The organism is Cryobacterium sp. Y82, assembly GCF_002929495.1.
Lineage (GTDB): Bacteria > Actinomycetota > Actinomycetes > Actinomycetales > Microbacteriaceae > Cryobacterium > Cryobacterium serini.
In genome coordinates this window covers 32,737-56,147 of the sequence record NZ_PJJJ01000030.1, presented here as the reverse complement: position 1 = coordinate 56,147, position 23,411 = coordinate 32,737, and the positions used below count along the sequence as shown (strand labels likewise).

The 23,411-nt window shown below is 64.8% G+C and carries 21 protein-coding genes; 6 read left to right on the top strand and 15 right to left on the bottom strand.

Annotated features, from left to right (window positions below):
* Positions 1-60: 60 nt before the first annotated feature.
* The 9 genes from CXY70_RS07290 to CXY70_RS07250 all read right to left on the bottom strand — a co-directional run bounded on the left by CXY70_RS07290 (position 61) and on the right by CXY70_RS07250 (position 8,615).
* Positions 61-1,023, bottom strand: a complete 963-nt coding sequence (locus tag CXY70_RS07290; protein ID WP_104191727.1) for a LacI family DNA-binding transcriptional regulator — start codon at positions 1,021-1,023, stop codon at positions 61-63.
* 28 nt (positions 1,024-1,051) lie between these two features.
* Positions 1,052-2,068, bottom strand: coding sequence for a phosphotriesterase (locus tag CXY70_RS07285; protein WP_104191726.1), 1,017 nt, complete (start codon positions 2,066-2,068; stop codon positions 1,052-1,054).
* On the bottom strand, positions 2,065-2,979 hold the full coding sequence (locus CXY70_RS07280) for a shikimate dehydrogenase (protein ID WP_104191725.1): 915 nt from the start codon (positions 2,977-2,979) through the stop codon (positions 2,065-2,067). Before CXY70_RS07280 ends, CXY70_RS07285 begins: the two co-directional genes overlap by 4 nt.
* The gene (locus CXY70_RS07275; protein ID WP_104191724.1) at positions 2,976-3,629 is read right to left on the bottom strand and encodes a bifunctional 4-hydroxy-2-oxoglutarate aldolase/2-dehydro-3-deoxy-phosphogluconate aldolase; all 654 of its coding nucleotides are present in this window, start codon (positions 3,627-3,629) and stop codon (positions 2,976-2,978) included. Before CXY70_RS07275 ends, CXY70_RS07280 begins: the two co-directional genes overlap by 4 nt.
* A 2-nt stretch (positions 3,630-3,631) precedes the next feature.
* Positions 3,632-4,615 (bottom strand): NAD(P)-dependent oxidoreductase, encoded by a 984-nt coding sequence (locus CXY70_RS07270; protein ID WP_104191723.1) that lies wholly within the window; start codon positions 4,613-4,615, stop codon positions 3,632-3,634.
* Positions 4,588-6,087: a xylulokinase gene (xylB, locus tag CXY70_RS07265; protein ID WP_104191722.1), complete on the bottom strand. Its 1,500-nt coding sequence runs from the start codon at positions 6,085-6,087 to the stop codon at positions 4,588-4,590. Before xylB ends, CXY70_RS07270 begins: the two co-directional genes overlap by 28 nt.
* Positions 6,084-6,671 carry a glucose-6-phosphate isomerase family protein gene (locus CXY70_RS07260; RefSeq protein WP_233205810.1) on the bottom strand — a complete coding sequence of 196 codons (588 nt, stop codon included), beginning with the start codon at positions 6,669-6,671 and terminating at the stop codon, positions 6,084-6,086. Before CXY70_RS07260 ends, xylB begins: the two co-directional genes overlap by 4 nt.
* A gap of 90 nt (positions 6,672-6,761) precedes the next feature.
* Complete coding sequence (locus tag CXY70_RS07255) at positions 6,762-7,613, bottom strand: GntR family transcriptional regulator (RefSeq protein ID WP_104191720.1); 852 nt, start codon at positions 7,611-7,613, stop codon at positions 6,762-6,764.
* A 39-nt stretch (positions 7,614-7,652) separates the two neighbouring features.
* Positions 7,653-8,615, bottom strand: a complete 963-nt coding sequence (locus CXY70_RS07250) for a ribokinase (protein ID WP_104191719.1) — start codon at positions 8,613-8,615, stop codon at positions 7,653-7,655.
* A 131-nt stretch (positions 8,616-8,746) separates the two neighbouring features.
* Between CXY70_RS07250 and CXY70_RS07245 the strand changes: the two genes are divergently transcribed.
* A complete protein-coding gene (locus CXY70_RS07245; protein ID WP_104191718.1) occupies positions 8,747-9,412 on the top strand; it encodes a transaldolase family protein in 666 nt (221 codons plus the stop codon).
* A 6-nt stretch (positions 9,413-9,418) separates the two neighbouring features.
* Here the strand turns inward: CXY70_RS07245 and CXY70_RS07240 are convergent, their stop codons facing one another.
* From CXY70_RS07240 to CXY70_RS07230, 3 genes are all read right to left on the bottom strand, one after another.
* Positions 9,419-10,099, bottom strand: coding sequence for a FadR/GntR family transcriptional regulator (locus tag CXY70_RS07240; protein WP_104191717.1), 681 nt, complete (start codon positions 10,097-10,099; stop codon positions 9,419-9,421).
* Between the two features lie 69 nt (positions 10,100-10,168).
* A complete protein-coding gene (locus CXY70_RS07235) occupies positions 10,169-11,188 on the bottom strand; it encodes a Gfo/Idh/MocA family protein (protein WP_233205809.1) in 1,020 nt (339 codons plus the stop codon).
* Between the two features lie 20 nt (positions 11,189-11,208).
* Positions 11,209-12,519 (bottom strand): MFS transporter, encoded by a 1,311-nt coding sequence (locus CXY70_RS07230; RefSeq protein WP_104191715.1) that lies wholly within the window; start codon positions 12,517-12,519, stop codon positions 11,209-11,211.
* Positions 12,520-12,723: 204 nt separating this feature from the next.
* On the opposite strand from CXY70_RS07230, the gene dnaK reads away from it, so the two are divergent.
* The 5 genes from dnaK (at position 12,724) to CXY70_RS07205 (ending at position 17,940) form a co-directional block, all read left to right on the top strand.
* A complete protein-coding gene (dnaK, locus tag CXY70_RS07225; protein WP_104191714.1) occupies positions 12,724-14,598 on the top strand; it encodes a molecular chaperone DnaK in 1,875 nt (624 codons plus the stop codon).
* A 9-nt stretch (positions 14,599-14,607) separates the two neighbouring features.
* The gene (locus CXY70_RS07220; protein WP_104191713.1) at positions 14,608-15,234 is read left to right on the top strand and encodes a nucleotide exchange factor GrpE; all 627 of its coding nucleotides are present in this window, start codon (positions 14,608-14,610) and stop codon (positions 15,232-15,234) included.
* A complete protein-coding gene (locus tag CXY70_RS07215) occupies positions 15,227-16,228 on the top strand; it encodes a DnaJ C-terminal domain-containing protein (protein ID WP_104191712.1) in 1,002 nt (333 codons plus the stop codon). Before CXY70_RS07220 ends, CXY70_RS07215 begins: the two co-directional genes overlap by 8 nt.
* A 2-nt stretch (positions 16,229-16,230) precedes the next feature.
* Positions 16,231-16,644: a heat shock protein transcriptional repressor HspR gene (locus CXY70_RS07210; protein WP_104191711.1), complete on the top strand. Its 414-nt coding sequence runs from the start codon at positions 16,231-16,233 to the stop codon at positions 16,642-16,644.
* Between the two features lie 171 nt (positions 16,645-16,815).
* On the top strand, positions 16,816-17,940 hold the full coding sequence (locus CXY70_RS07205) for a class I SAM-dependent methyltransferase (RefSeq protein ID WP_233205818.1): 1,125 nt from the start codon (positions 16,816-16,818) through the stop codon (positions 17,938-17,940).
* Between the two features lie 13 nt (positions 17,941-17,953).
* On the opposite strand, the gene CXY70_RS07200 is transcribed toward CXY70_RS07205, so the two are convergent.
* The 3 genes from CXY70_RS07200 to CXY70_RS07190 form a co-directional block, all read right to left on the bottom strand.
* The gene (locus CXY70_RS07200) at positions 17,954-18,547 is read right to left on the bottom strand and encodes a histidine phosphatase family protein (protein ID WP_104191709.1); all 594 of its coding nucleotides are present in this window, start codon (positions 18,545-18,547) and stop codon (positions 17,954-17,956) included.
* Entirely contained in the window at positions 18,544-19,866 is a 1,323-nt protein-coding gene (locus CXY70_RS07195) for a glycosyltransferase 87 family protein (protein WP_104191708.1), read from the bottom strand. Before CXY70_RS07195 ends, CXY70_RS07200 begins: the two co-directional genes overlap by 4 nt.
* A gap of 76 nt (positions 19,867-19,942) precedes the next feature.
* Complete coding sequence (locus CXY70_RS07190) at positions 19,943-23,410, bottom strand: DEAD/DEAH box helicase (protein ID WP_104191707.1); 3,468 nt, start codon at positions 23,408-23,410, stop codon at positions 19,943-19,945.
* Position 23,411 lies beyond the last annotated feature (1 nt).

The window sequence follows — 23,411 nt, the reverse complement described above, 5'->3', positions numbered from 1 at the left end:
TGAAATCGATTTCAGGGTCAAGGATGCGCCGCGCCCTGCGGCCCAGGAGCGGTGCCAGATTCAGGCCGAGTTGCCGAGCCTGATCGCTTGACGAGGTCGGTCGTCGCCATGCAGGCGCTCGATCAGCAGTTGGGCGGCTGCTTCACCGAGCAGGCGTGCCGGAAGCCGGATCACGGTGACGCCACGCGGCGACAGCGTCGCGAACGGCAAATCGCCAAAACTGGCCATGCCGACGAGCGGGGGGGTGAGGTCGTGCTCGATCAGCGCTCGGAGGGCGCCGACCGCCATAAGGTTATTGGCGACAAACACGGCATCCGGGGGTTCCGGAAGATTCAGCAGATCGACCATCGCCGCGTGACCACCCTCGACCCGAAAATCGGCATGGCGCAGGTAGCGATCTAAATCTGCGTGCACCGCGGAAGTGGTCATCAGCACCTCTCGCCAACCGTCGGCGCGGCCTTCGGCGGTGGTGCGCCCGCGCGGTCCGGTGATGCAGGCAATCCGTCGGAAGCCCTGTTCGACCAGAGCCCGAGTGGCATCGCGTCCGCCGGCGACATTATCGACGGTCACGGTATCCACATCGGGCAGGCTGCGGTCAACGGCGACGACCGGTCGTCCGCGCCGGGTCAGGTCGGTCAAATCCACGAGGTCACTCGCCGCGGCAAGGATGATGCCCGCCATATTCTCCGACACGACGACGTCGAGATAGCGTGCTTCCTTCTCGGCGTCCTCGTCGGTATTGCACAGCACCACCGAGTACCCGGATGCCTGGGCCACGTCTTCGACGCCGCGCGCCAACGCCGTGAAAAACGGGTTTTCAATGTCCGGAATGATCAGGGCGATGACCTCGGACGATTGCTTGCGCAGCGTGCGGGCGGTCCGGTTGGGCGTGAAGGACAGCTGCTCGGCCGCCGCACGAACCCGATCGCTGCGTTCGGCCGAGACCGTGATGCCGTTGAAGACCCGGGACACGGTCGCCGGGGAGACTCCGGCAAGCGCGGCGACGTCGTAAATCGTGGCCATGGAGGTCCTTTCGTGGAGCGTCTCCACTTTACTGATCCCGGCCGACGCTCGGCTCGTCTGGTTGCGAGGGCAGAAGACGGCCGGATTGACCTGGTGTCCAGGTGAGAAACCGTGCCGCGTTTTCACGCAGGATCGTGTCTACTGGCCCCTGACCGATTCTGGCGCGCAGCGCCGGCAGGTAGCGGGTGCCGAGATAGGCCAGTCCCGGCATTCCGCCATAGGCAATGTATCGGCTGCGCCTCGCCACATCGCCGCCGATGAGAATGTGTTGCAGGCCCCCGCCGGCGATGACGGCTTCGGTGAGGTCGAGCAATTCGGCATCGCTTCGGGTGCGCGGCCGGGCGACGCCGTCGTAGCCGAGCCAGGCCCCCCTCGCCACGAGTTCCAGGTGCAAGGCCGGGTTTGGATCGCGATCGGCGTGAGCCAACACCACCCCGCTCGGCTGAACGCCGAGCGTCAGGAGAAGGTCAAGCACTTCGTGGGCCGCCGTGCAGTATTCTAGGTGCACCATGATCGGAGCGCCGGTCGCTGCGTGGGCGAGGGCAACGGCCACGAGAGTCTCGCGTTCAAAGGCAGAGATCGACCAGTAGTCGATGCCCGCCTTCAGCACACCGGCACGTACGGGGTCGCCGGCCGGCGTCTGCGCCCGTGCCTGGTGATGGTGATGGTCGAGGCGAGGCATGCCTTCACGCAGGTCGGTGAGGAACAGGTCGGCGCGACGACGGGCATCCAACCGGCGCAGCCAGTGATCGGGAGAATAGTGCGCGTCGCGGTGCGCGCCGGTGGTGGCGATCACGGTCAGCCCGGTGGACTGGCTGATTCTAGCCACCGCTTCCGGGTCGCGGCCGAGCCCCAGCGGGGTCGCGTCAATCATGGCGTCGAACCCGCTCGTGCGCAGAAGCTGAGCTTCGGTTGTTGATGCCGATTCATCGCGCAGCTCATCACCGACGAGCAAAGGGCTGACCTGAAACAGGTGCTCATGATAGTTGACCCGGCCGAGCCCGGACGGGTCTACATCGCCGAGCACACTGCGAATCAGGTTCATCGCACGATCAACGCCGCCTCGGACAGCGCAGTAACCAGATCTTCGGTGAGTTCGATGTCGAAGACCTCGGCGATGACCTGCGACCAGCCGTGGATGAAATAATGCCAGCCGTCAACGATCGTCAATTGCGCTGCATCCGCTTGCGCACGTGCCTGCGCGAGAAACTCCAGGGTGCCGCGGTAATTGAATTCCCACACGTAGGCGGCTGACGGAAACGGTGTTTCAGAGGGCACGGGGCTTCCTGGGCGGTCCTTGCCCAGGCCGCTCGCATTGACGATCAGGCTGTGCGCCGGAGCGGAAGCGACTACGTCGCGGGTGACCTGGTCGTCGTCCACCAGAACGTAGCGGATGAGGCCAGCGGGTGTTCCGCGGCGCTCATGCACACCCCTGAGGTGCTCGAGTCGGCTCTGAGCGGTGTCAGTCACGACGATCAACTCGGGGACGTCTGTTCGCTCGGCCAGATACCAGGTAAGTGCGGCGCCGGCGCCGCCGGCGCCCAGGCAGACGACCTGGCCGGCGGTGCGCGCGAAGTGATCGTCAGGCAGGAATTCGCGAGCCGCCAGCCCCGCGGTCAACGGGTCTTTGGCGTGGCCGATCAGTCGCCTTCCACGTTTGGAGATGCTCGACAGCTCTCCGCAGAGAATGCTGAACTCGTCGAGTTCGTCGAACAGGTCGTGGGTTGCCGAATACAGGCCCATCTTGTGGGTGGTGACGAGGGCGCCCAGATGATTCGGGTCGTCGCGAATCTGTTCGACAAGCTGCACATACTGCTGCGCCGTCGCTCCAACGGGGAGGTCATGGCCGATCAGGGTTCGGGTGGGCAGGTCGAGGATCTGGGCCCACACCGGAAAGATTGACATGATCGACGACTGCGCGGTGCTCACACCGACGAAGCCCATATAGCCGTTCATGCCCCGACCTCCGTCGTGTGCAGGTGCACGCCGGCAGAGATGAACCGGGCCGCCAGACGTTCGATGTTGCCATAATTCTCGGTCGCCAGATCGACCGCGGAGACCAGATCGCCACCGGCGCCGACAGCGATCGCACCCGCATCGAACCAGGCACCGATATTGTCCGGCGTGACACCGCCGGTGGGCATGAGCGGAACATTGGGAAACGGACCGCGAAGCGACTTGAGAAAAGCTGGCCCGCCCAGGGAGGCGGGAAAGATCTTGACAACGTCGGTGCCGTATTCCACCGCAGCCATCAGTTCACTCGGGGTGAGTGCGCCGGTGATGACGAGCAGCCCGGTGGCCTTCATCGCAGCGGTGAGTGCTCGCCGCGTGCCGGGGCTGACCAGAAACTGCGCCCCTGCCGCTGCCGCACGCATCGCTTCACCGCTCGTCGTCACGGTTCCCGCGCCTAGATAGATATCGTCGCCGTAGCGTGTGGACAGCTCGCGGATGACGGCTGGTGCGTCGGGCGTTGAATAGGTGATCTCGAGCCCGGTGATACCGCCCGACACCAGGGCATCCGCTGCTCGCAGTGCGCTCGCGGCGGAGGGGGCGCGCACAACAGCCAGCACGCGAGTGTTCTGGAGTCGGGTCAGGGAATTCGTCATGGTCACGCTTTCGTTGAGACGGGATTGGCCGGGGGGTCACCCGCGAGAACGGCGAGCAGGTTGTTGACGGCCATCGAACCCATGTTGTCGACTGCCTGCACGGTTTGCGCGCCGATATGCGGGGTCACGATCACCCGGTCCGCTAGGTCGGCTGCCAGCAGCGGGGACGACAGGCCGCGGGCATCGCCGGCGAGGGTGTCGGCGGCGAATCCGCCGACGGACTGCGCGCGCAATGCCTGGGCGAGAGCGGGTTCATCGATGAGCTCCGGGCGGGCGGTGTTCACGATGACGATCCCGGGCCGGGTGCGGGCGAGCCACTCGTTGGTGATGATACTGGCGCCGCCAGGGCTGTGCAGGGTGACCAGATCGCATTCCGACGCCATGGCGAGGATTCCCTGCGGGACAGCCCCTGCCTTAAAGACGGCGTCATCGCCGAGCCACGGGTCGTGCGCCAGAATGCGGGAGCCGAAGCCCTGGAGGCGCCGAGCGACGCCCTGCCCGATCCGGCCGAAACCGATGATTCCGACGGAGAGGGCTCCGAGTTCGCGCCCGCGCAGCATGGACCAGTCGTTGGCGCGAACGCGACGGTCTCCCGCCGTGGTGCCGCGCAGGATGGCGAGCATCAGCCCGACCGCGTGATCGGCGACCGCATCGCTGTTGGCGCCGGGAGTGTTGGTCACGACGATTCCCTGCTCGGCGGCCGCGGCAATATCCACGGATTCCACGCCGACGCCGTAGCGGGCAATCACCCGCAGGTGCGGCGCCGCGTCGAGGTGTTGCCGGGTGATCACACCCGTCCCGGCGATCCACCCGATCGCGTCGGGCAGGAGCGCGCGCAGTTCGGCGATATCGTGGCTCGGCGAAGCTGTGACGACGGTGTGCCCGGCGTCGGCGAGTCGGCCCACCTCATCGATACTGCCGGAGGAAAAGGACCGACTGGTGACTAGAACGGTGCCCATCAGCGGCCGGCCCGAGTCGCGAACCACGGTTCCAGGCGCTCATAGCCGTCGACGAAAACGACGTGGCGGTCGAGATAATCGCTGTGACGGCCGTGGTCGGGGATGAATTCTGCTGACACCTCGGAGAGACCGCGCGCGGCACTGAAATCATCGACCAGTCCGAGGCCGACGGCCGCGGTGACTGCGGCACCGAGGCTGTTTGCCTCTTCGACGATGGTGCGGCGCCGTACGGGAATTCCCCAGACATCCGCGAGGATCTGCAGCCAGACGTCGCTGGCCGCTCCGCCGCCGATCGCGTCAACGCGTTCAATGGACACGCCGGCCTCCCGGAAGGCCTGCACGCAGGTGAGCAGGTTGAAAGCTACGCCTTCAAGCACCGCCCGGGTCATTTCGGCACGCCCATGATGACGGTTTATTCCGATGAACGCTCCCGCAGCATCCGGATTCCAGTACGGCGAACGCTCACCGAGCAGGTATGGCAGAAAATAGAGACCGCTTGATGCGGCTGATGCGGTCGATGCTTCCGCGACGAGGGCCGCGAGGCTCGCGCCCGTGGGCGCCGGGTCGAGCAGTTCCGACACCCAGGCCATTGCGCCGCCACCGGCCTGCATCGTTGCGGTGGGCACGTAATGATGGGGAATCACGTGATCGAAGGTCATTGTGCGCTGCAGCCGGTCGTGCACGGGGGCCGTGCTCGTGAAGGAAATCCACGACGAGGTGCCCAAACACACGTAGGCGCCGTCTTCGGGGGTGACAATGCCTGCCCCGACCGCGGCGATGGGGCCGTCGCCGCCGCCGAGCACAACCCGGGTCGTTCGGGGCAGCCCGATCGCGCTCGCCGAATCGTCAGTCAAGGTGCCCACTACGGCAGTGGCGTCGAGGATCTCAGGAAAGAGGTGCGCGCCCAGACCTGCAGCCGCGAGCATTTCGGACGACCACTCGCCGCGTTGCTGGTCATAGGCGTTCGTGGCGGATGCGTCGGACCGATCGGTGACGAGGCGACCGGTGAGCCGGTGCACGACGAAGTCTTTGGCCAGGCAGAAGTGGCGAACGCGAGAAAACTGGTCGGGTTCGTTGTCGCGCACCCACATGATTTTTTCCAGCGAGTAGGTGGGGTTGAGCCGATGTCCGAGCAGGGAGTACGCACGGTCCTGGCCGATGATGCTTTCCAAATGTTGCGCCTGTTTTGTGCTGCGCGTGTCTGCCCAGATGAGTGCGGGACGCACTGGCAGGTAGTCGGAATCCAACAGCACCGCACCCATCATCTGGCCGCTAACGACGAGCCCGGTCACTTGGGAGGGGTCAACGCCGGATCGGGTCAGGAGCCCGCGGGTGGCTTCCACCACCGCGTTCCACCAGTCATCTGGGTTTTGCTCCGCGATACCGCCGTCGGCGAAGAATGCGCCGTAGTTGGCGGTCACCGAGGCGACGAGTCGTCCGTCGTCGCGGTGCAGGGATGCCTTGTTTCCGGTGGTGCCGAGGTCGTGGGAGATGATCATGACGAGGCCTCCGCGAAGTAGTCGACGAAGGCCACGCCGTCTTCCTGACGCCATACTCGCTGGCCCAGGCCGTATTCCAACACCCAGCCATAGTCATGGCCGGCGCCGCCGGGGTAGACGGCGAGGAACGAATACGGTTTACTGCCGACGTTGACGCTGCGGTGCGCCCAGCCCGGTGGGATGTAACCGATGGTGCCAGGGGTCATGTCCACCCAGCGGGTATCAGTCCCGTCGAACATGAGCAGCCCCCCGCGCCCCGAAATTCCGAGATAGATTTCACCCTGGTGGTTGGGATGCTGGTGGCCCTTGGTCATCCAGAATTCCCCACCGGTAGAGCCCGGCTGGATGGTCGTGACCGATTGCGGGAGCTCGCGATCGGCTTCCGGTACCAGGCTCGACACGACGGAATAAACGATCGGGTCGCCGTCGGTGACGGCGGTCCGCCACGCATTCTGATCGAGGAACAGCCCTTCGAGGTCGGACATGCGTCGAGTAAGTGCCGGACCTGCGGGGCTCAGAGTGCCGGCCGCTTGGTCGAAGCGGATAGACATGGGCGGAACGGGCAGTACGGAGTAATCAGACACGTCGTCTCCTGGCTCGGGGCAGCGGCGGTGCTGCAGGTCCAGAGTACCTGTAATTACAGGTGACCTGTAATTACAGGCAAAATTCTTTCGCTATGGTGCCGTTTGACTGGCGGTGCCAGTATGGCGCAGCGCAGCCGTGCTCTGGGTGGCGGACGAGGCGCTCAACTGGAACTCGAAGCGACTGCGGTCTCCGCGATGATACGCAATGAAGTATTCCATTGGCTGTTCCTGCTCGTCGTAGCTGATGCTGCGCAGTATCAGCAAAGCCTGGCCGGAACCGACCTTGAGCAGTGCTCCCTGTGCCCGATTCGCGGATACCGCTTCGGCAGACCGGACTCCACGCACTGCGCGGATTCCGTGGGTAGCCAGCAGCGCATACAGCGACTTGTCCCGCAGATCTTCGTGCAGGACCAGCAATCCGATGTCGTGCGGCAGGTACGTCGTCGTCCACGACCAGGGTTCGTCATCGACGTAGCGGAGCCGCTCGATCACGATGACCGGCGACTGCAGAGGGACATCGAGGGACTCTGCAACATCGTCTTCGGCCAGGATCACCTCCTGCCGACGAACCTCGCTGTGAACGTGCCCGCCGCGGGCGGCTACTTCTTCGTACAGCCCGGTCAGCGTGTGCACGAGGCTTTCCGGCACCTTCTGGTGCGCTACGAACGTGCCTTTGCCTTTGACCCGTTCGATGATCCCCTGATTCTCCAACTGGGAGAGCGCCTGCCGCACTACTGTCCGGGAGACATTGAATTTCTCACACAATCGGTGTTCGCCAGGGAGCAGATCGCCCGCTCGCAACCCCTGGCTGGCGATGTCGTCGATGATTCGACGCTTCAGTTGGTGGTACATGGGTGTCGCGGCGAGCCGGTCGATATCTGGGGGCGTATGGGTGCTGCGGGCTGGCCCGACGGAGTCGAGCGGGGACGGTTGCTTGTTCATCGTGTCACTCTCTGTGGGTCGGCATGAGACCATCCGAAGTCAGTGCGCCACACCGGCATGCACGTCGAGCAGCGCCTCCACGGCGGCGCGCTGCGGCAGGCTCGGCGATGCGCCGCGCTGGGTGACGGTGAGCGCGCCGGCGGCCATCGCCTGGCTGATGGCATCCGCTAAATCATCGCCGCGCGCGAGTGCCGCGCCGAGGTAGCCGGCGAAGGCATCGCCGGCTGCTGTCGTGTCGACGGCTACCACCGGAATGGCGGGAAAATGTTGGATCGCGGTTTCTGAGACCAGGATGGCGCCGGCCGACGCCATGGTGATCAACGCGTGGCCCGCTCCCCGCGCGGTAAACCATCTGCCGGCGGCCGTGGCGGAGTCAGCGTCGCTCACGACGATGCCGGTGAGTCGGCTGGCTTCCGTCTCGTTTGGCGTGACGATGTCAACCAGGGGCCAGATCGCTTCGTCGAGCGGGGTCGCGGGGGCCGGGTCGAGGATCACGATGAGCCCGCACTCGTGTGCCCTGCGGATCGCATGCTGGGTGAGTGCCCAGGGGATTTCGAGCTGGGTCAGGAGCACCTTTGACGACGAGGCGCGGGCCAGAAAGGCGGCGTCGATCTGCGCCGCGCTTAGTGCGGCATTGGCCAGGGGAACCATGACGATGTCATTCTCACCGGAGTCATCGACGCGGATATGGGCGATTCCGCTTGGGCCCGGAACCTGGGCGACATGTTCGATATTGACTCCGGCCTGCTGCAGGCCATCCGTGAGCATCGGTGCGAACAGATCGGTGCCGACGCAGGAGACCATATAGGCCGAGCCGCCGGCGAGAGCGGCTGCGATCGCCTGGTTGGCACCCTTGCCGCCGAGCACCAGCGTGAAGTCATCGCCCAAAATGGTCTCGCCCGGGGACGGGAGGCGTTGGGAGAAGGTCGTGAGATCTGCCGTGGTACTTCCCACGATCAGGATTCCGTCGGTGCGGGGTGCCGACGACTCTGTCTGGCTCATTGGTGCCTTTCCTGGTGCGTGCGCCATGTGACGTGTAAGTACATTACCGGACAGGTGGCGACAGGGCCCTATTTCCTGGTTGCTAGTGTCGAGTGCCGGAGCTTATCGGCGGATCGAAGGAGAGAGCCTCGATGAGTCGAGATCATCGTTTTTATGTTGACAGCGCCCAGGTAGCCGATGTCAGTGAATTGCTTCGTGACGGGCTGGTGCACGGTGTGACCACGAACCCCACGATTCTCGAACGAGCCCAGCGCAGTGCCGCGGATTCGCCCGAACTCTACGCGCGCTGGGTGGCCGAAGGCGCGCAGGAAGTGTTCTTCCAAGCCTGGGGGGAGAATACCCGGGCGCTTCTGCGCAATGCTGAGGGCATCCTGGCGCTCGGGCCGAAAGTCGTCGTCAAGGTTCCGGCGACGCGCGCCGGGTTCGCTGCGGCCGTCGCACTGAACGGGGAAGGGGCGACGGTTCTGCTCACGGCTGTCCACTCGCCGAGCCAGGCCCTCATGGCGGCGAGTCTGGGCGTGCGCTACATCGCTCCCTATCTCGGCCGAATGCAGGACAGCGGCCTCGACGGCGTCGCCGAAATAGCTACTATGACCACCATGGTGGCCGACACCGCCACCGACGTCCTCGCCGCGAGCCTGCGCACCCCGGACGCCATCGTGGCGCTCGCCGAGGTGGGGGTGCGCTACTTCACCGCGGCACCGGCCGTTATTCTGGCCGTGCTGCAGCACGACGTGAGCGACCGCTCGAGTGCTGAGTTCGAGGCGGCCGTCGCCCGCGGAGCCGCGCGGGTCTAGGTTCGGTCAGGCCGCGACCAGCGCGTCACGCAGCCACTGTTCGATACCGGAGATATGCACGATGGTCAGGGCGTGTGCGAGCTCTGCATCGTGGCCTTCAAGGGCGTCGGCAATCGCTTCGTGTTCGGCAAGCGTGCGTTCGACGGAGTGCTCCTGGGTGAGGCCACGCCAGATCCGGGCGCGCATCGTGTGGCTCGAGAGAGAATCGATCAGGCTGGCCAGGTAGGCATTTCCGGAGGCCGCGGCGATGGCTCCGTGAAATTGGATGTCCGCCGTCACCAACCCCTCGACGTCGGTTGACTCGTTCACCAGCTCGAGCAGGGCGCGCAGTGTGGCCAACTCGTCTGCGCTCATGCGCACTGCGGCGAGTGCTGCTGCGGCCGGTTCCAGGATGCGCCGCACTGCGAATAGTTCCAGCACGGACGAATCGGTATGCAGGTCTGTGATGAACGTCATCGCTTCAAGAAGGAGGCGTGGTTCCAGGCTGGTGACGTAGGTGCCGTCACCGCGCCGCACGTCGAGCACACGAATGACTTCGAGCGCCTTGACCGCCTCCCGCAGTGAGCTGCGGGAAAGGCCGAGCCGCTCACTCAACTCTTTCTCCGGGGGGAGTTTGTCGCGGGGTTTGATCTCACCGCTCAAGATCATGTCTTTGATCTTGAGAATCGCTTCATCGGTGACGGCCATAAACAGATTCTATCTGTCGTCGAAATCCCGACCCGGCTGCAGGACCTGCGTGTACCGGGCCGGGACGACTCAGTTGAACTGCCGGTCGATGCCGGCCGCGGCATAGATGGCATCGATGACGATCATGTTGTTGATCGAGTCGGCACCCTCTGTGGGCATCGGAGTGTGCTGGGCCAGGGCGGTGACGATCGCATCCAGCTGGTGGTCGTAGGTGGTGAGACCGGCCACGGTGCTGACCCGGGTTATGCCATCGACGGTTTCACTGATGCTGTGGCCAGCCGAGGGGAAGACGAGATTATCCACGTGTGCGGTGCCGCGAGTACCGACGATGTCAAGTGTTGACGTCTCGTTCGGGCCGGCTTCCATGCTTGCCGAGACGTGGGCTGTGGTGCCGGACGGGAAGCGCAGCTCTGCCTCAATGCTCATGTCGGCGCCGAGTGGGTTCGTCGTTGCGATTGCACTCATGATGGCGGGTTCCTCGTTCATCAAGCTGCGCACCCAGTGCAGGGGATAACAGCCAAGGTCCATCAGCGCCCCGCCGCCGAGGGCGGGTACGTGGCGGATACCGCGGGGTTCGAACGGGTTGCTGACCGAGAAATCTGCGCGCAGCGCCACGATGTCACCGAGCCGGCCTGACGCGATCAGGGCATCGATTTCGAGGCTTAGCGGATGGTAGCGATCGTGGAAGGCCTCGATCAGGCGGTGGCCGGTAGCCTGCGCCGATTCGAGCATACGCTCGGCCTGTGCGGCATTCATGGCGAACGGCTTTTCGCACAGCACGTCCTTGCCGGCTTCGAGTGCCGCGATCGACCATTCGGCGTGTTCGGAGGGGGGCAGAGCGTTGTACACGAGATCGATGTCAGGGTCGGCCAATAAGGCGCGGTAGTCGCCGTAAAAACGCTCGATTTTGTGGACGGAGGCATAGTCGGCGGCCGCCGACGGGCGGCGTGACGCCACGGCCATAACGGTGACGTCGGTTCGGCGCTCGGCCGGGTGGATGATTGCTGCCGGGGCTATACCTGACGCACCAAGGAGGCCAATACGAAGCACAGTGTCTTCCTTCAAAAGCTGTTGTCGGTACGAAGTCATGTTGTGTTGCGCTCCACAGGCTACGCGATCTGCTGCTGTCTGGCCGAGACGGGAATGAGCAGCAGCAGGCCTAGGAGCAGCACGAGCATGATGCCGAGAATGCCCCAGTAGGTGGCGCCGAAGATCGACACGAAGACCGCGAAGGCAGTCGGGGCCAGAAAGCTGACGGCGCGACCGGTCGTCGCATAGAGCCCGAAGACTTCGCCCTCGCGGCCGGGGGGAATGAGACGCGCCAAAAAGGTGCGACTGGCCGATTGGGCGGGGCCGACGAACAGGCACAGGGCCAGTCCTGCCGTCCAGAACACGATCTGCCCGCCGTCGTGCAGCAGAAACACGAGCATCCCGCTCACTAACAGGCCGACGAGTGCGGTCACGATCACCGGTTTCGCACCAAGACGGTCATCGAGCACCCCGACCGCCATGGTGGCGATGCCGGCGACCACATTGGCGGCGATAGCGAAAATGATCACCTCGCCCGGCGAGAATCCGAAAACGGATGCCGCGAGCACTCCACCGAAAGTGAAGACGCCGGCCAGCCCGTCACGAAAAACGGCACTCGCCAACAGGAAGTAGACGGTCGGACGGCTGGTGCTCCAGAGGCGCTTGACGTCGCGGGCGAGAACGACATAGCTCTGCAGGAAGCCGATCTTCTCGCGGCGCATGGCCGCGGGGGCCCGATATTCGGGCACCTGCAGCAGCACCGGCAGCGCGAAGAGCGCGAACCAGGCCGCGGCAACGAGCATGGTGACGCGCACGGCCAGACCGTTCTCACTGGTCACGCCAAATAGTCCCACCTCGGGAGCGATGAAGCCGAAGTAGACGATGAGGAGCAGCACGATCCCGCCGAGGTAGCCCATGCCCCAGCCGAACCCGCTGACCTTGCCGATGCTGCGGGGAGTGGATACCTGGCTGAGCATCGCGTTGTAATTGACGCCCGCGAATTCGAAGAAAACGTTGCCCGCGGCGAGCAAAACGAGCCCGAGCATCAGATAGCTGGGACTGGCCTCGACGAAGAACATCGCCGTGGTGAGGCCGACGACCACGAAGGTGTTGGCACCCAGCCAGAATTTACGCCGCCCCGAGGTGTCAGATCGTTGCCCGGTGATGGGGGCGAGTACCGCCACCAGGAGTCCGGCAATGGCCAGTGCCCAGCCCAATTGCGCGGAGACGACGTCTTCGTCGCCAAAGGACGAGCCGGTGATGTAGACGCTGAAGACGAACGTCGTGACGACGGCGTTGAAGGCCGCCGACCCCCAGTCCCAGAACGCCCAGGCCACCACCCGTCCGCGCGTTGGAGCGGTTCCCGCGTCTACGGCGACTGTCTCGGTCATGTCCACAATCTACTGCCCGGTGGTAAACATCTGGATTCGCCGCGTTGCCGCATCCACTTCTTAAAGTTGAGTCACTCACACTCAACTTTCAGCCGCAGAAATTGACACGGATGCGACGGCGCTGGAATACTTGAGCCATCGAGGCTCAAGTCTTGAGATTACTTAGTAGTTCGTTTCGCACATGAATGAAGGAGAACAACCCACATGGCTCGTGCAGTAGGTATTGACCTCGGAACCACCAACTCTGTGGTGGCCGTGCTCGAAGGTGGAGAACCCACCGTCATCGCCAACGCTGAAGGCTTGCGCACCACCCCCTCGGTGGTCGCGTTCACCAAGGACGGCGAGGTTCTCGTCGGAGAAACCGCCAAGCGTCAGAACGTCACCAACGTCGACCGCACCATCTCCAGCGTCAAGCGCCACATGGGCACCGACTGGAACGTCGCCATTGACGACAAGAAGTACACCCCGCAGGAGATCTCCGCTCGTATTCTTGCCAAGCTCAAGCGTGACGCCGAACAGTACCTGGGCGAAAAGGTCACCGACGCCGTCGTGACCGTACCCGCGTACTTCAACGACGCCGAGCGTCAGGCCACGAAGGAGGCCGGCGAGATCGCCGGACTCAACGTGCTGCGCATCATCAACGAGCCCACCGCCGCCGCGCTGGCCTACGGCCTCGACAAGGGCAAGGAAGACGAGCTCATCCTGGTCTTCGACCTCGGAGGCGGAACCTTCGACGTGTCGCTGCTCGAGGTGGGCAAAGACGACGACTTCTCCACCATCCAAGTGCGTTCGACCGCCGGCGACAACCGCCTCGGCGGCGACGACTGGGACCAGCGCATCGTTGATCACCTGATCAAGCGCTTCAAGGAGACCACCGGCGTTGACGTGTCCAAGGACAAGATCGCCAAGCAGCGCCTCAAGGAAGCCGCTGAGCAGGCCAAGAAGGAACTCTCCTCGAGCATGTCGACGAGCATCCAGCTGCCCTACCTCTCGCTGACCGAAAACGGCCCGGCCAACCTTGACGAGACGCTCACCCGCGCCCAGTTCGAGAAGATGACCGAAGACCTGCTCGACCGCACCAAGAAGCCTTTCCAGGACGTCATCCGTGAAGCCGGCGTCAAGGTTGGCGACATCGCCCACGTCGTTCTCGTCGGTGGTTCCACCCGTATGCCCGCCGTTTACGAGCTCGTCAAGAGCGAGACCGGCGGCAAGGACCCGAACAAGGGCGTCAACCCGGACGAGGTCGTCGCCGTTGGCGCAGCCCTGCAGGCCGGCGTGTTGAAGGGCGAGCGCAAGGACGTTCTGCTCATCGACGTCACCCCGCTGAGCCTCGGTATCGAGACCAAGGGCGGCATCATGACCCGCCTGATCGAGCGCAACACGGCCATCCCCACCAAGCGCAGCGAAACCTTCACCACGGCCGACGACAACCAGCCGTCCGTGGCGATCCAGGTCTTCCAGGGCGAGCGTGAGTTCACCCGCGACAACAAGAACCTCGGCACCTTCGAGCTCACCGGCATCGCGCCGGCGCCGCGTGGCATCCCACAGGTCGAGGTCACCTTCGACATTGACGCCAACGGCATCGTGCACGTGTCCGCCAAGGACAAGGGCACCGGAACCGAGCAGTCGATGACCATCACGGGCGGATCCTCGCTCGCGAAGGAAGACATCGAGCGCATGGTGCGCGAGGGTGAAGAGCACGCCGCCGAAGACAAGCGCCTGCGCGAAGTCGCCGAGACGCGCAACACGGCCGAGCAGCTCGCCTACTCGATCGAGAAGCTGATCAAGGACAATGTCGACAAGCTCCCCGAAGACGTGAAGAATGAGGTGCAGGCTGATGTCGACGCCCTCAAGTCCGCTCTCGCCGGCGACGACGACGACGCGGTGAAGACCGCGTTCGACAAGCTCAACGAAAGCCAAGGCAAGCTCGGCGAAGCCATCTACAAGTCCAGCCAGGCGGATGCCGCAGCCGGCGCCGACGAAGCCGGTACCGACGAGACTCCCACCGAGGAGAACAAGGATGAAGACGTTGTCGACGCCGAGGTTGTTGACGACGACGAAGACGACAAGAAGAAGTAGGCCGCAACCATGGCTGACAAGAAACATCCAGACAACGACGCTGCGGGGGTGCCCGATGACGGCACCGCCGCGGCCGGCGCGGGCGTCCCTTCGGAAGCGGCGCCCGATGCGGCATCCGCTGCTGACGGCCAGGCTCCGGCCTCGGCCGACGGGATCGAAGAAGACGAACTGACCGTTCAGGACATTCTGGACGCGGCAGAACGCGAAGTTGCCGAGCCGACGAGTGAACACCTCGCCGACCTCAAGCGAGTGACGGCCGAGTACGCTAACTACCGTCGGCGCACCGAAGCCAACCGTGCCATCGAGAAAGAGCGCGTGACCGGGGATATCGTCAAGATACTGATCCCGGTACTCGACGACATCTACCGGGCAGAGAAGCACGGCGACCTCGTGCCCGACTCCGCCTTCGCGACGATCGCGGCCAAGCTGCGTTCGAGCGTTGAGCGTCTCGGACTCACCTCGTTCGGTGCGGTCGGCGACCCCTTCGACCCGACCATGCACGAGGCGATCTTCCAGCAGCCCAGTGCAGCCGTCGACACCGAAACCGTCGGCGACGTCGCGGAGACCGGGTATTACCTCGGTTCCACGCTGTTGCGCGCGGCCAAGGTCGTCGTCCAGGTACCGAGCGATGGCTAGCCAAGACTGGTTCGACAAAGACTTCTATAAGGTTCTCGGGGTATCGAAAGATGTCACGCCGGCCGAATTGAAGAAGGCGTACCGCAAGCTCGCTCGCAAGTACCACCCGGACTCCAACCCGGGGAACCCCGCCGCTGAGGCGAAGTTTAAGGAACTGAGCGAGGCGCACTCGGTGCTGAACGATGCAGCCCAGCGCAAAGAGTATGACGCCGTGCGGGCCATGGGCAGCGGGGCGCGGTTCGCCGCGCCCGGCGGCCGGGCTCAGAGTGGCGGCTTCGAGGATGCTTTCGGAGGCATGTTCGGCGGCGGAAGCCGTCAGCAGAGTTACACCTTCGAGCAGGGTGGTTTCGACGATATCCTCGGGGGTATGTTCGGCAGAGGTGGCGGAGGCGGGGGCGGATTCGGCAACCCCACCGGCGGCTACCGCGGGTCGGGCGCGCCCACCCGCGGCCGCGATGTGATCGCCTCGACGACCATTGACTTCCTCACCGCCACGCAGGGCGATCAGATCAGCCTGCAAACCCAGGACGGGCGACCGATCAAGGTCAAGGTTCCGGCCGGAGTCGCCGACGGGCAAAAGATTCGTCTGCGTGGCAAGGGGCAGCCGAGTCCGGACGGCGGGGAAACCGGCGATATCGTGCTGACGATCACCGTGCGCAAGCATCCGGTGTTTGAACGCGACGGCCTCAACCTACGGGTTACCGTACCGGTCACTTTCGTCGAGGCCAGCCTTGGCGCGACGATCGAGGTACCCACCCTCGGCGGCAGCCCGGTCAAGTTGCGCGTTGCCCCCGGTACTCCCGGCGGCCGTGTGCTGCGGGTCAAGGGTCGTGGCGTCACTACGGCCAAGGGCACGGGCGACCTGCTTGCCATCGTGCAGGTCGCTGTGCCCTCGCACCTGTCGAAGGATGCGGAAGAGAAACTCGCCGCATTCGCCGAGGCGCTGCCCAAGGAAAACCCGCGCGATGAACTGATCGCTCGGGCCAAGGGCTGATTATGGACGAGACCACCCGGGTTTTCGTGATTTCCACGGCCGCTGAGCTTGCGGGCATGCACCCGCAAACCCTGCGCCAATACGATCGCCTGGGCCTCGTCAGCCCGGAACGCACCCCCGGCAAGAGCCGACGGTACTCCATGCTCGACGTGGCAAAGCTCCGTGAAATTGCGGAACTGGGCTCGGAAGGCGTGAGTCTGGAAGGCATTCGTCGTATCCTCGAACTCGAGGATCACGTGCGCGGGCTCGAAAATCGCCTGCGCGAGTTGGAATCGACGCTCGCCGACGAACTACTGAACCGACCGGGCCGCCGCGTTTTCGCGGCTGGCTCGGCCGGCGACGTTATTTCGATGAAGGCGGGCACCCGCACCAGGCGCAGCAACCAGATTGTCATCTGGCGGCAGCCCAGACCATAGTCAGTTATATGTAACAAGCTTCACGTTTCTGTTTCACAGCACGAACTGGTTGCACCAGCACTACTTTCAGGGGGAACCATGTCTAAATTGGACGCGTTTGACCAGTCCGCGCCGCGGAACACTACCGCCGGCACCACAGCGAGCACGCAGTTGAAAGGCGCCGCCCCGAACGTGAACGAATTTGATTTCGACCGGCTGCGTCGTCGCCCCGATATCGAGGCGGAGAACCTCTTCGCCGTCGACGCGAGCGACCGGCTCATTCTCGATGAGGCCGCCGGCGCGATCGCCGCCTACCGTGACGGCGGCGTCGTCGTGCTCGAGGACCGATACGGCGCCCTTACGCTCGGTGCCGCAGCCCTGCACAACGCCCGCGGTATCCGCGTGTACCAGGACGCGCTCTCGGGCGAATACGCGCTCGACAGTAACGCCTCCGGCGTCAACCTGACGGAGGCCTACCGCTCACTGCCGCTCGGCGAAGAACTGCTGAGAGACGCCCATGTCGTGCTGCTGCAGCTGCCGAAAAGCCTCGACGCGCTCGACGAGATCGCCGGTGCCATCGCCAGGTACGCCGCCCCAGACGTGATCGTCTTTGCCGGCGGCCGCATTAAGCACATGACCGTGAGTATGAATGAGGTGCTGCGCCGCCACTTCGGCGCCCTCAACGTGCGCCCGGCCCGCCAGAAGTCCCGGGTTCTCATTGCCTCCTCGCCACTGGCCGCTCTAACGACCGACTGGCCGCACAGCGAACGGCACGACGACTTCGACCTCACCGTGCGCGGCCACGGTGGCGTGTTCGCCGGAACCAGTATCGACATTGGCACCCGTGCGCTGCTCGAGGTGCTCGACCGGATGAAGCCCGACGCCGAGCGTGCCATTGACCTGGGCTGCGGCACCGGAGTGCTGGCTGCGGCATTGGCTGCCCAGCGCCCGCTGCTGCAGGTACTTGCGACGGATCAGTCAGCCGTGGCCGTCGCATCCGCTCGCGCAACCGTTGACGCCAACGCGCTCGCCAATCGCGTCACTGTGGTGCGCGCCGATGGACTATCCGGCCAAGCGGATGACTCCGCCGACCTGATTCTGCTCAACCCGCCGTTTCATATTGGAGCGTCGGTGCATGCGGGCCTCGCTGAGAAACTCTTCATCGACGCGGCGCGCGTGCTCGCACCGGGCGGCGAACTGTGGACCGTGTGGAACACCCACCTCGGCTACCGTCCGATGCTCACCCGTATCGTCGGTTCGACCCGCCAGGTTGGCCGCAACACCAAGTTCACGGTGACGGTGTCGACCGGTCGTTGACGGTTCGCCCCGCTCAGGCGCGAACGAGCGCCTCGCCGTTGAGCACGTCGAGCTGCCACGCTGCTTCGCCATTCGCGGGGGCGTAGTGGTGGTGCACGAGGTTGATCGAGGCGTTATTGATGCTGCCGATGGGCTGGTCGAGGGCGTTTTCGAGGCTCAATCGAATCAGCGTGCCGTGCGCGACGACGATGATGCGGGCTCCGGGGTGATTTCGAGCGAGCTCGCACAGGGCGTCGATGCCGCGCGCGGCGACGGCCTCCTCGGTCTCGGCGCCGTGGAATCCGCCGGGAAAACGCAGGGCGTCGAGTTCGGCGCCAGCGTGGAGGCCCTCGGCTGGTCCGTAGTCGCGCTCGATCAGCCCCGGAATGCGTCGGACAGAGGCGAGGCCGAGCTCTTCGCCGATCAGGTCAGCGGTTTCGGCCGCACGCGAAAGCGGCGACGAGACGATGAAGTCCCAGTCGTAGCGTTTTAGCGGGGTAACGGCATCCGCTGCCTGGCCTCGCCCCACGTCGTTGAGCGGTATGTCGGTGGCGCCCTGGATGCGCGCGGCGGCGTTCCAATCGGTCTGGCCGTGGCGGATGAGGGCGAAGGTCGTCGTCGTGGTCACTCGTCTATTCTGCCTTGGCCGACTGGGAGTGCGCGGCGGGCCCCAATGTGGGCTTCCCGTTCCGGCGCAGCCCAGGCCATCCGGGCCAGGGCCGTGATCGCCCAGCCCAGCAGCACGACGAGCAGCGCATTGCGCGCCGTCAGCAGCAGCAGGGAGAAGGGGTCGCCGTCGATGAGCGGTAGGTAGAAAATGGGAAAGATCAGCGTTGTCAGGCCGGAGATGGCCAGCGTCAGCACAGCGGGCACCCGCCACTCAGCCCAGCTTCGGCCGACCCCGACCGCGACCACCGGCACCAGCCACAACATGTATTGCGGTGAACCGACTTTGTTGAAGACGATGAACGCGCCGACCAGGGCAAGGGCTCCGAGCAGCAGCAGCTGGGCGGCAGCCGCTCGCCGATGCTGGGCAATGAGCATCAGCACGAAGATCGCCGCGATGGCGCCAAACATGACCGGCGTCATCAGGGAAGCGACAAGGTTCGTGCCGGGTCCGCTCACCTCACGGGTAGCGATGGCGAAATTCTCGTAGATGACCGTGCTGGGCTGACCGAGCGTGGCCAGCCACACCCACACAGTAGTGATGGGCGCCTCGAGTTGCAGGGCACGGTCAGACTGTTCGGTGACGAAACCGGTAAGAAATTGCAGGCCCCCGACCAGCCATACGAATGCTGCCACCCCCGCCGACACCGCCGCCCCGGTGAGTACCACCGTGCGACGGCGAGGCGAGACGGTGACCACCGCGAGGAACACGGCGGCTGGCCAGACCTTGATCCAGGTGGCGAGGGTCAGCACGACCGCGGCGACAACCGGTCGGCGCGCGAGCAGCACGAGTGCGACGATGACGAGCGGTGCCGTGAGTCCTTCCAGTCGGAGCAGCCCGACCGGGCTCAGCAGAAACGATGCGAACAGCCAATACCAGGCGGATTTGAAGCCGCTGCGGCGGCGTCCCCAGTCGGTGAGCGCACCGACCGCGACGGCATTCAACGTTGTGGTGATCAGAAACCAGAGCAGCTGGTAAAGCAGCGGACCGGCGATGCCCGCGAACGCGATCGGCAGCATGGCGCCGATCGGATACACCCACTCGGTATCGATACCCTGCCAGACGCCGTACTCCAGGCCCAGTTCAGCCCAGGTGCGGTACAGCGGAAGGTCGCCGAGTACCCCGCCGGTCAGGATGGTGGGCAGCAAGGCGAACAGGAACACCGCGTGCAGGCCGAGAAAACCGAGCGCAAGGGTGCGTGGGCGTTGCAGCGTGAGGCGGCGAGACGGAGTCAGCGTGCGCGCCAGGCGGGCGTCGACCCGATCGAAAATGGTGGACATGGGACCGTTTCTGCAGTGTGCGACATGGTGCTGTCGCGTGCAGTCTAGGGGGGCTGGATGAACTGTTGGTGTCGCCTCAGGCCAGGAGTTCGCGAATGTCGGCGGCGGTCAGGGCGGTACCCTGTGGTGCTCCGTCGGTCATGACGCTTTCGAATAGGCGCGCTTTTGTAGCCTTAAGGGCCATGACCTTTTCTTCGATGGTGTCCTTGGATACCAGGCGATAGACCATGACGTTCTTGGTTTGGCCGATGCGGTGCACGCGGTCGACGGCCTGGGCTTCGGTCGCCGGGTTCCACCACGGGTCGAGCAGAATGACGTAGTCGGCCTCGGTGAGGTTGAGGCCGAATCCGCCGGCCTTGAGGCTGATCAAAAAGACGGAGCTCGTGCCCTCTTTGAAGTCGCTGATGGCTTTGGCCCGGTTGCGTGTCTTGCCGTCGAGGTAGGAGTAGCTGATGCCGGCGGCGTCGAGCCGGTCGCGTGCCTTACCAAGGTACTGCGTGAACTGGCTGAAGATGAGGGTGCGGTGGCCCTCGGCCACGGTGTCTTCGAGTAGCTCGAGCAGGGCGTCGAGTTTGGTCGAGGGAACACTGTCGTACTTCGCGTCGTACAGGCTCGCATCGAGACTGAGCTGGCGCAGCATAGTGAGCGAGCGAAAAATCTCGAAGCGGTTCGCGTTCATGTCCTCGATCAGTCCGAGCACCTTCTGGCGCTCGCGGGCAAGGTGCATGTCGTAGACCTTGCGGTGCCTCGGGTGCAGGTCGAGTTCGAGCACCTGTTCCTGCTTCTCCGGCAGGTCACTGGCGACTTCGGCCTTGGTGCGCCGCAGCATGAAGGGACGGATGCGGCGGCGCAGCTGCGCGAGCCGGTCGGCGTCGGCATCCGTTTCGATGGGCTTGCGGTAGTAGTCGGCGAAGCGGCTCGGGCTCGGGAACAGGCCCGGCGCGGTGATGGAGAGCAGCGACCACAGTTCCATCAGGTTGTTTTCCATGGGCGTGCCGGTGATAGCGAGCTTGAACGGGGTGCGCAGGCGGCGGGCGCAAACGTGTGCCTTACTCTGGTGGTTCTTCACGAACTGCGCTTCGTCGAGCAGCAGTCCGGCCCAGTCCTTGGCGTTGTACTCCTCGAAGTCGAGTCGGAACAACGTGTAGGAGGTGATCACGACATCCGCTTCGCCGATTTCATCCTGAAGGCTGGAGCCGCGCTTGCCGGCGGTCTGCGTAATGGCTGCTGTCGCAAGGTCGGGCGCAAACCGAGCGCATTCGGTGGCCCAGTTGGAGACGACGCTCGTGGGAGCGACCACGAGGAAGGGCTTGCGAGTGGCGCCTTTCGTGGCGCGTTGGCTGTCGCGGGCGTGGGCAATGAGGGCGATGGCCTGCAGGGTCTTGCCGAGTCCCATATCATCGGCCAGCACGCCGCCAAGCTGGTGATCGTAGAGAAAGCTGAGCCAGTCGAATCCGGTCTGCTGGTAGGCACGCAGGGTGGCGTGCACGGCCGGCGGGAGCGGGCGTTCGTCGAGGGGGGCGGCCTCGGCCGAGCCCTGCAGGGCGGCGAGACCCTCCACGGCGCTGCGCCAGGACGCGGCCTGCTCGGCGACGACACCGAGCAGCTGCAGTTCGTCCCACAGGTCGGCCTGAAAGCGGCTGAGACCGAGCGCGCCTGCGTTGCTCTCCTGCAGGCCTCGCGCCTCTTCGATCAGCCGTCGCAGCTGCTGCAGTTCGGGGCGGTCGAGACTGAAGTAGGTGCCACTGTCAAGGATCATCAAGTCTTGATCGGTGGCCAGTGCCCGAAACAGGTCGTCGAAGGGGATGTCTTCGCCCTCGATAGTAAGGGTGACGGCGAGGTCGAACCAGTCACGGGTGTCGGTGCTTTCGGTGGTGGCGAGGCTGATCACCGGCGCTGCGTCGGCTTCGCGGTAGCTCGGGGCGTCGGCCGAGACCTGCACGACAATGCCGGCAGCCTCGAGTTTTGGCACGGCCTCGCCGAGAAACGTGATCATGACGGCGCTGCGAAGCTCCGACCGCTCGAGCAGCCGGGCCGGGCTGATCGGCGTGGCAGGTTGCCAGAGCCCCGCGAACGAGGCGATCTCGCGGTCGACCGCTTGCAGCGTTTCGTGTTCGCGGGTCAGGTCACGAAACCGGGTGTCGCCGGGCGTCGGGCGCAGCGGGTGGCGGTACAGCACGGGGGCCGTTTTAACGGCGTCCGTGCTGACTGCGTTCAGGGCCGGGTCGGTGCCCGATTCGGTGGGGGCGAGGTACTGCCATTCCCAGGCGAGGGTGATCCGGGCATCCGTTTGATGGGCGATCGTCAGCGCCAGCTGGGGGCGGGCCGTTTTGGGCAGCTCGAACGAGGCGTCATGGCTGGTCAGGGTCAATTTTTGCTGCAGGAACGGGTAGTAATCGGAGAGGAACGAGGGCTCGTCGTCGGCTGGAATGTCGAAGCCCCCGGTGACAGCAAGCGCGCGGATCTCTGAGCTGACCAGCACATTCAGCGGTGCGAGCACGAGCTGCCTGCCGGTCGCGAGCGGGTCAGCGGGTCCGGTGAACGTGTAGGCGCCGTGCGCCGGATCCCCAATGAAGCCGAATTCGGCGCCGCGGTGCAGCTGTTGGCCCAGCATGAGCAGGGGGGTCAGTTGCAGGCCCGCATCGTCGCGGCGAATATTCAACTCGAGCGCGGCCGGCGTGGGTGAGAGCAGAACGGGATTCTGGGCATCCGTTGCGCAGACCAGCGGCAGCCCGCTCAACTGTGCTTCGTGCAGCAGGTCCCAGAGGGCCTTGTTTTCGAAGTTGTCGAGGTAGAGCCAGTGGTCGGTGTAACTGTAATAGCGCTGGCCTGTGGCTGAGAGTGCGTAAAGGGCGTTGAGAATTTTGCGGTGGCCGCGGTTGTAGGTTCCGGGGGTCCAGGACAGGTTGTCCCAGGTGAGGGAGCCTCGAATCCACTTGCCCTTCTTGCCCATCACCATGGGGCGTGCGCCGAGACGGCGGGGTCCCGGGCGTCTGTTCGCGCTGTAGGCCGGGTCGAGCAGGTCGAATTGCAGCGCCAGGGCTGTGCTTGTGACGGTGTCGCCGGCAGTTGGCTTGGCAATCGGTGCCAGGGCGGCACGCCAGGCAGGCACCGGCGGGCGAATGGGAATGACCGGTGCAGGGGAGGGCGGCTGGTATGCGCCCGGGACGAAAGTCGATTCGAACACCGGGGTGCGGCGGTCGCCGATAGCGCGCACGTTCGAGGCGGCGCGCTCAGCGTTCAGCTCGGCGGGAGTACTTCGGCTGGCGAGCAGCAGGGCGGCGACGTGCTTGCAGTTGCTGCCCATGGGGCAGGTGCAGGTTCCGCTGGCCCGAACCGCCTGGCCGGCGGCATTGAGCGTAAACGAGACAAGTACGGTATACGGTTGCGGGCTGGTGCCACTGACCCGACCGGTGAGGTGTGTTCCCGACTGGGCCCAGGACTGTTCGGTGACGTGCCCGTTTCGGGCGTAACGTTCACCGCGCGAGAACGACTGGCTGCCGACGATGCGGGCGATCTCGTGAGTACTGAGGGAATGGGCCATA